Origin of the sequence: Kitasatospora sp. NPDC058965, assembly GCF_042741245.1 — a bacterium.
In the GTDB taxonomy this organism is placed as follows: Bacteria; Actinomycetota; Actinomycetes; order Streptomycetales; family Streptomycetaceae; genus Kitasatospora.
This window is the reverse complement of record NZ_JBHYKG010000409.1, coordinates 1-6,395: the sequence shown is the minus strand read 5'-3', so window position 1 is coordinate 6,395 and position 6,395 is coordinate 1. Positions and strand designations below refer to the sequence as shown.

The window sequence follows — 6,395 nt, the reverse complement described above, 5'->3', positions numbered from 1 at the left end:
CCGCTGCCGTCGGCAGCGGCCCGCAGTACGGTGCCCGCCACGTCCTGGCCCGGCCGGAAGCCGTCCGGGCGCTCCGCGATCAGCTTGGTCTCGCCCGGGTTGACCGCGTAGGCGCGCACCTCCAGGAGGAACTCGTCGGGGCCGGGCCGGGGTTCGGCCAGGTCCTCGGCCAGCCGGAGGCCGGCCCTGGCGGTCGGGTCGGTGAGGTAGCCGCGCACGGGGACTCCTGACGGGCGGTGGGGCGGGGACGGGGGAGCGGAGGTCAGACCGCCGCCTCGGCGGCGGCCTCGGCGATCGCGGCGGCCTTGGCCGGGGTGACGGGGGCGGCCGCCTTGGCGGCGGCGGGCTTGGTCAGCACCGCGGTGAGGGCGGCCATCACGGCGATCAGGCCGAGGTTGATCCAGATCACCGTCTCGGCGGCCGAGGCGAAGGCGGCCCGGTCGAGGTGGTTGCCCAGTCGGGAGAAGAAGACCGTGGCGATCACGGCCAGGCCCGCGGTACCGGCGAACTGCTGGGTGGTGTTGAGCGTGCCGGAGGCGACGCCCGCCTGCTGCGGCTGCACCCCGCCCAGGGTGGCACCGATCAGCGGCGGCAGCACCAGGGTGTTGCCGAAGCCGAGCAGCGCCAGGCCGACCACCAGCCACGGCACCGAGATCTTCCCGCCCAGGACCTGCAGCGCCACGCCGATGAGCACCATGGCGGCGGCGGCCACCGCGCAGCCGAGCAGCATGACCGGGCGCATGCCGACCTTGCCGATCAGCTTGCGGCCGACCATCGGGCCGGCCATGCCCAGGACGGCCATCGGGCCGAAGGCCAGGCCGGCCTGCAGCGCGGTCAGGTGCAGACCGGACTGGAGCAGCAGGCTGAGCACGAAGATGCCGGAGGTGAAGGAGGCCATGAAGGCCACGTTCACGGCCAGGCCGAGCCGGAAGCCGCGGTTGGCGAACAGCGCCAGGTCGAGCAGCGGCTGACCGCCGCGGGCGGCCAGCTTCTTCTCCCAGAGCAGCGCGACCAGCATGGCCGGGACCGAGGCGACCAGGCAGGCCCAGGTCCACAGCGGCCAGTGCTCGGTGCGGCCGAAGATCATCGGGATCAGCGCCAGGGCCAGCGAGCCGGAGATGGACACCACGCCGACCGGGTCCAGGCCGGGCTTGCGTCCGGTGTCCACCTTCGGCAGCACGCGCAGCGCGAAGGCGAGCACCACCAGGCCGACCGGGATGTTCAGGAAGAAGATGACCCGCCAGCCCCAGCCGAACAGGTCGGCGTTGAGCAGCACGCCACCGAGCACCTGCCCCAGCACGCCGGCCAGACCGCCGACCACGCCGAACCAGGACAGCGCCTTGGGCCGTTCCTCGCCGGGGAAGGTGGCGGCGATCAGGGCCAGCACCTGCGGCACCATCGCGGCGGCGGTGGCGCCCTGCAGCACCCGGGCGGCGACCAGCTCGACCGGGGTCTGGGCCAGGCCGCAGAGCAGCGAGGCGACGGTGAAGGCGAACATGCCGATCAGGAACATCCGGCGGTAGCTGAACAGGTCGCCGAGGCGCCCGCCGATCACCAGGCCGGCCGCGTAGGTGAAGGAGTAGCCGCCGACGATCAGCTCCAGCGCCGCCTGACCCGCGTTCAGGTCGTGCTGCAGCGACGGGATGGCGACGTTGACGACGTTCAGGTCGAAGCCGTACATGAACGTGGCCGACAGGACCACCGGCAGCATCAGCCACCGGCGCGGATCGGGTGTGGACATGGAGATCCCTCGCTGTTTGACCCTTGTCGAAGGGTTCGATGGTTATCGAAGAGTACGATGAGTGTGGAACATTCGGCAATGCTGAACTAGGCTCGGTCCCATGAGTGATGCGGTCTTCCACCCGGACGTCGACGAGCTGCCGCTCTCCAAGGTGCTGGCGGCCCTGGCCGACCCGGCCCGGCTGGCCATGGTGCGGGCGGTGGCCGGGACTGACGGATTGTCATGTACGCTGCTCGACCGCACCGCGGGCCTGGAGCTGAGCAAGTCCACGCTCTCCCACCACCAGCGGATCCTGCGCGAGGCCGGGATCACCCGGACCCGGATCGAGGGGTCCCGGCGGGTCCTGACGCTGCGCCGCGAGGAGCTCGACGCCCGCTTCCCCGGCCTGGTCGCCGCCGTGCTGGCGTCGCCGACCGAGCCGACCCGGGCGGCGGCCAAGGCGGCCGCCGCCCGCTGACCGGACCGGGTCAGACCCCGGCCAGCCGCTGCTCGGCCCAGCCCCGGGCGGCCGGCTCCCACTGCAGCACCACGTGGCCGGCCGCCGCGTTGGCGTCCCGCCAGTAGCGCTGGAAGTCCTCGGCCTCGCTCTGGGCCCGGGTGCCGGCCGACCGGGCCAGCCGGTTGACCGAATCCAGCAGCAGGTCCACCGCGAACGCGTGGTCGCGCTGGGCCCGGGCGGCCAGCGCGGGCTCCGGGCGGCCCAGGTCGGCGTCGGCGGCGGCCCGCTCCAGCAGCAGCCGCGCCGCGTCCAGCTCGCCGGCCGCCCGGGCCAGGGTCAGCTCGGCGCTGGCGTCGGTGCCGCCGGAGATCCGCGGGCCGGCCGGCACGGCGGCCCGCTTGGCCGCCTGCGCCGCGGCCCAGGAGCGCAGCGCGCCGGTCGCCGCGCCCAGCACCGGAGCGGCGAACGAGAGGCCGCTGACGCTCTTCAGCGGCACGTTGTGGCAGTGCGCGGCGGACGCCTGCGCCCGGCCGACCAGCAGGTCCTCGCGGGCGAAGGAGTGCTCGACCGGCACGAAGGTCGGCGCCAGCGCGAGGGTGTCGCTGCCGGTGCCGCGCATCCCGACGGTGAACCAGGTCTCCTCGACCGTGTAGGCCGCGCGCGGGACCAGCAGGAAGCGCACCTCGCGCCCGCCGTCCGCGGTCGGCACCGGGCAGCAGAGCAGTGCGAACTGCGAGCCGTGGATCCCGCTCAGGTACGCCCACTTGCCGCTGACCAGCCAGCCGCCGTCCACCGCCTCGGCGGTGCCGCCGGGCATCAGGGCGCCGACCACCTGGGCGTCCGGGCCGTCGGCCCAGACCGTCCGCTGGCCCTGCTCGGGCAGGAAGGCGGCCATCCGGCCCAGGGTGGCGGCGATCGAGGCGCACCAGGCCGCCGAGGCGTCCCCCTCGGCCACCTCGGCCACCGCGCGGGTGAAGTCGGTGAAGCTGCCCTCGGCACCGCCGAACCGGGCCGGGACGAAGTGCCGGGCGAAACCGGCGGCGCGGATCGCGTCGGTCACCTCCGGGCGCGGCCGGCGGTCCAGGTCCGCCTTGGCGGCGTGCGCCGCGGCCAGCTCGCCGACCGAACGCGCGGACCACCCTGCGGTGCGCGCGGCTGCCGTATCGGGCATCGGGATCCTCCAGGGGTAGCGGGCGCCGGACGTGGAACGGCGCGAGCCCAGCCTGGCGGGCCCCGCCGGAGCCCGGCTCGAAGCCGGCTGGAGCAGCGAACTTCACTGCTCACCATCGGAGTTCGAGCTCGTTTCGAGGCACTGGCCGCAGCGTTGTCGGTGCCCTCGTCGGCGGTGGACATCCCCGGCCGGCGCAGACGAAAGGAAACGAGATGCTCAGCTCGAACCGACCGGAGGAGGTCCGATGACCCGGCGCGTGGTCATGACCGGGATCGGCGTCCGCGCTCCCGGCGGAGTGGGCACCAAGGCCTTCTGGGACCTGCTCACCGCCGGGCGGACCGCGACCCGCCGGATCTCGCTCTTCGACCCGTCCCCGTTCCGCTCCCAGGTCGGCGGCGAGGTCGACTTCGACGCGGTGGCGGAGGGCTTCGGCCCCCGGGAGATCCGCCGGATGGACCGGGCCACCCAGTTCGCGGTGGCCTGCACCCGGGACGCGGTGGCCGACTCCGGCCTCGACCTGTCGGCGGGCGACCCGACCCGACTGGGCGTCAGCCTGGGCAGCGCGGTCGCCTCGGCGACCAGCCTGGAGCAGGAGTACCTGGTGATGTCCAACCGGGGCCGCGAGTCCGTGGTGGACCACGCCTACCTCTCGCCGCACATGTTCGACTACCTGAGCCCGGGCATCATGCCGGCCGAGGTCGCCTGGGAGGTCGGCGCCGAGGGCCCGGTCACCATGGTCTCGGACGGCTGCACCTCGGGCCTGGACGCGGTCGGCTACGCCGTCCAGCTGATCCGCGAGGGCACCGTGGACACCATGATCGCCGGCGCCGCCGACACCCCGATCTCCCCGATCGTGGTCGCCTGCTTCGACGCGATCAAGGCCACCACCACCCGCAACGACGACCCGGAGCACGCCTCCCGGCCGTTCGACAACTCGCGCAACGGCTTCGTGCTGGCCGAGGGTTCGGCGATGTTCGTGCTGGAGGAGTACGAGGCCGCCAAGGCCCGCGGCGCGCACATCTACGCCGAGATCACCGGCTACGCCACCCGCTCCAACGCCTACCACATGACCGGTCTGAAGAAGGACGGCCGGGAGATGGCCGAGGCGATCCGCCAGGCGCTCGACGAGGCGCGCCTGGACCCGACCGCGGTGGACTACATCAACGCCCACGGGTCGGGCACCAAGCAGAACGACCGGCACGAGACCGCCGCCTTCAAGCGCAGCCTCGGCGAGCACGCCTACCGGGTGCCGGTCAGCTCCATCAAGTCGATGGTCGGGCACTCGCTCGGCGCCATCGGCTCCATCGAGATCGCCGCCTGCGCGCTGGCCATCGAGCACAACGTGGTGCCGCCCACGGCCAACCTGCACGAGTCAGACCCCGAGTGCGACCTCGACTACGTCCCGCTGACCGCCCGCGACCACCGGACCGACACCGTGCTCACCGTCGGCAGCGGCTTCGGCGGGTTCCAGAGCGCGATGCTGCTGCAGCGTCCGGAAGGAGTGAAGGCATGACCAAGCGGACGGTGATCACCGGTCTGGGCGTGGTGGCCCCCAACGGGCTGGGCACCGAGGAGTACTGGAAGGCGGTGCTGGCCGGCGCCAACGGGATCGCCGAGCTGGTCGGCTTCGACGCCTCCCGCTACCCGTCCCGGCTGGCCGGCGAGGTGACCGACTTCCACGTCGAGGACCACCTGCCGGACCGGCTGCACGCGCAGACCGACGTCTCCACCCGGTTCGCCCTGGTGGCGGCGGACTGGGCGCTGAAGGACGCGGGCGTCACCAAGGAGACGCTGCCGGACTACAGCATGGGCGTGGTCACCTCGACCGCGCAGGGCGGTTTCGCCTTCACCCACAACGAGTTCGACAAGCTGTGGAGCAAGGGCCCGGAGTTCGTCTCGGTCTACGAGTCGTTCGCCTGGTTCTACGCCGTGAACACCGGTCAGATCTCGATCCGCAACACCATGCGCGGCCCGAGCGCGGCCCTGGTCGGCGAGCAGGCCGGCGGACTGGACGCGCTCGGCCACGCCCGGCGCACGGTGCGCCGCGGCACCGAGCTCGTGGTCAGCGGCGGGGTCGACTCGGCGCTGGACTCCTGGGGCTACACCGCCCAGCTGGCCGGCGGCCTGGTCAGCACGGTCGACGACCCGGACCGCGCCTACCTGCCGTTCGACGCCAAGGCCTCGGGCCACGTGCCGGGCGAGGGCGGCGCGATCCTGATCGTCGAGGACGAGGACAGCGCCCGGGAGCGGCTCGCCGAGCACATCTACGGCGAACTGGCCGGCTACGCCGCCACCTTCGACCCCGCCCCGGGCAGCGGTCGGCCGCCGGGCCTGCGCCGGGCGATCGAGCTGGCGCTGGCCGACGCCGGGATCACCGCCGCCGACGTCGACGTGGTCTTCGCCGACGCGGCCGGCGTGCCCGAGCTGGACCGGATCGAGGCCGAGGCGCTGCGCGGGGTGTTCGGCGCCGGCGGCGTGCCGGTCACCGCGCCCAAGGCGCTCACCGGCCGGCTGGCCGGCGGCGGCGGTCCGCTGGACGTGGCCACCGCCCTGCTGTCGATCCGGGACGGCGTGGTCCCGCCGACCGCCCACACCACCGAGGTCCCGGCCGAGTACGGGCTGGACCTGGTCCTGGACCGGCCGCGCGAGCTGCCGGTCCGCACCGCGCTGGTGCTGGCCCGCGGCCGGCGCGGCTTCAACTCGGCCGTCGTGGTCCGCCGGGCCGACTGACTCCCCCTCACCGACACCACGAGCACTGGAGAGCAACCATGCCGATCATGTCCATCAACGACCTGCGCCGGATCCTGATCGAGAGCGCCGGCTTCGACGGGGCCGACGACCCGGCCGCCGACATCCACGACGTCACCTTCGAGGAGCTCGGCTACGACTCGCTCGCCCTGATGGAGAGCGCCGCCCGGATCTACCAGGAGTTCGGGGTGCGGATCCCGGACGACGAGATCACCGAGGTCGAGACGCCGCGCGCGCTGCTCGACCTGGTCAACGGCGCCGTCCCGGCCGGCGTCTGACCCCACCCACCCGGCTCC

At 73.6% G+C, this 6,395-nt stretch carries 6 protein-coding genes and 1 pseudogene; 4 read left to right on the top strand and 3 right to left on the bottom strand.

Features of this window, described 5'->3' with window-relative positions; translation table 11 throughout:
• Together ACFW1A_RS37135 and ACFW1A_RS37130 are read right to left on the bottom strand one after the other, a co-directional pair.
• Positions 1 to 218: pseudogene (locus ACFW1A_RS37135) on the bottom strand (alcohol dehydrogenase); the annotation flags it as partial.
• A gap of 44 nt (positions 219 to 262) precedes the next feature.
• Positions 263 to 1,741 carry an MFS transporter gene (locus ACFW1A_RS37130; RefSeq protein ID WP_380417457.1) on the bottom strand — a complete coding sequence of 493 codons (1,479 nt, stop codon included), beginning with the start codon at positions 1,739 to 1,741 and terminating at the stop codon, positions 263 to 265.
• Positions 1,742 to 1,841: 100 nt separating this feature from the next.
• On the opposite strand from ACFW1A_RS37130, the gene ACFW1A_RS37125 reads away from it, so the two are divergent.
• The gene (locus ACFW1A_RS37125; RefSeq protein WP_380417455.1) at positions 1,842 to 2,198 is read left to right on the top strand and encodes an ArsR/SmtB family transcription factor; all 357 of its coding nucleotides are present in this window, start codon (positions 1,842 to 1,844) and stop codon (positions 2,196 to 2,198) included.
• Between the two features lie 10 nt (positions 2,199 to 2,208).
• Here the strand turns inward: ACFW1A_RS37125 and ACFW1A_RS37120 are convergent, their stop codons facing one another.
• Complete coding sequence (locus ACFW1A_RS37120) at positions 2,209 to 3,351, bottom strand: acyl-CoA dehydrogenase family protein (RefSeq protein WP_380417453.1); 1,143 nt, start codon at positions 3,349 to 3,351, stop codon at positions 2,209 to 2,211.
• A gap of 244 nt (positions 3,352 to 3,595) precedes the next feature.
• Here ACFW1A_RS37120 and ACFW1A_RS37115 point away from each other — a divergent pair, with 244 nt between their 5' ends.
• Genes ACFW1A_RS37115 through ACFW1A_RS37105 form a run of 3 tightly spaced genes read left to right on the top strand, consistent with a single transcriptional unit; the run spans position 3,596 to position 6,377 of the window.
• Positions 3,596 to 4,864 (top strand): beta-ketoacyl-[acyl-carrier-protein] synthase family protein, encoded by a 1,269-nt coding sequence (locus ACFW1A_RS37115; RefSeq protein WP_380417450.1) that lies wholly within the window; start codon positions 3,596 to 3,598, stop codon positions 4,862 to 4,864.
• Positions 4,861 to 6,081 (top strand): ketosynthase chain-length factor, encoded by a 1,221-nt coding sequence (locus ACFW1A_RS37110; RefSeq protein ID WP_380417448.1) that lies wholly within the window; start codon positions 4,861 to 4,863, stop codon positions 6,079 to 6,081. Before ACFW1A_RS37115 ends, ACFW1A_RS37110 begins: the two co-directional genes overlap by 4 nt.
• 38 nt (positions 6,082 to 6,119) lie before the next feature.
• Entirely contained in the window at positions 6,120 to 6,377 is a 258-nt protein-coding gene (locus tag ACFW1A_RS37105) for an acyl carrier protein (protein ID WP_380417446.1), read from the top strand.
• Positions 6,378 to 6,395: the final 18 nt, after the last annotated feature.

Bases quoted from the DNA above. Each gene is read 5' to 3' on its own strand.
- ACFW1A_RS37130 (WP_380417457.1), bottom strand. From the start codon at position 1,741: ATGTCCACACCCGATCCGCGCCGGTGGCTGATGCTGCCGGTGGTCCTG.
- ACFW1A_RS37125 (WP_380417455.1), top strand. From the start codon at position 1,842: ATGAGTGATGCGGTCTTCCACCCGGACGTCGACGAGCTGCCGCTCTCC.
- ACFW1A_RS37120 (WP_380417453.1), bottom strand. From the start codon at position 3,351: ATGCCCGATACGGCAGCCGCGCGCACCGCAGGGTGGTCCGCGCGTTCG.
- ACFW1A_RS37115 (WP_380417450.1), top strand. From the start codon at position 3,596: ATGACCCGGCGCGTGGTCATGACCGGGATCGGCGTCCGCGCTCCCGGC.
- ACFW1A_RS37110 (WP_380417448.1), top strand. From the start codon at position 4,861: ATGACCAAGCGGACGGTGATCACCGGTCTGGGCGTGGTGGCCCCCAAC.
- ACFW1A_RS37105 (WP_380417446.1), top strand. From the start codon at position 6,120: ATGCCGATCATGTCCATCAACGACCTGCGCCGGATCCTGATCGAGAGC.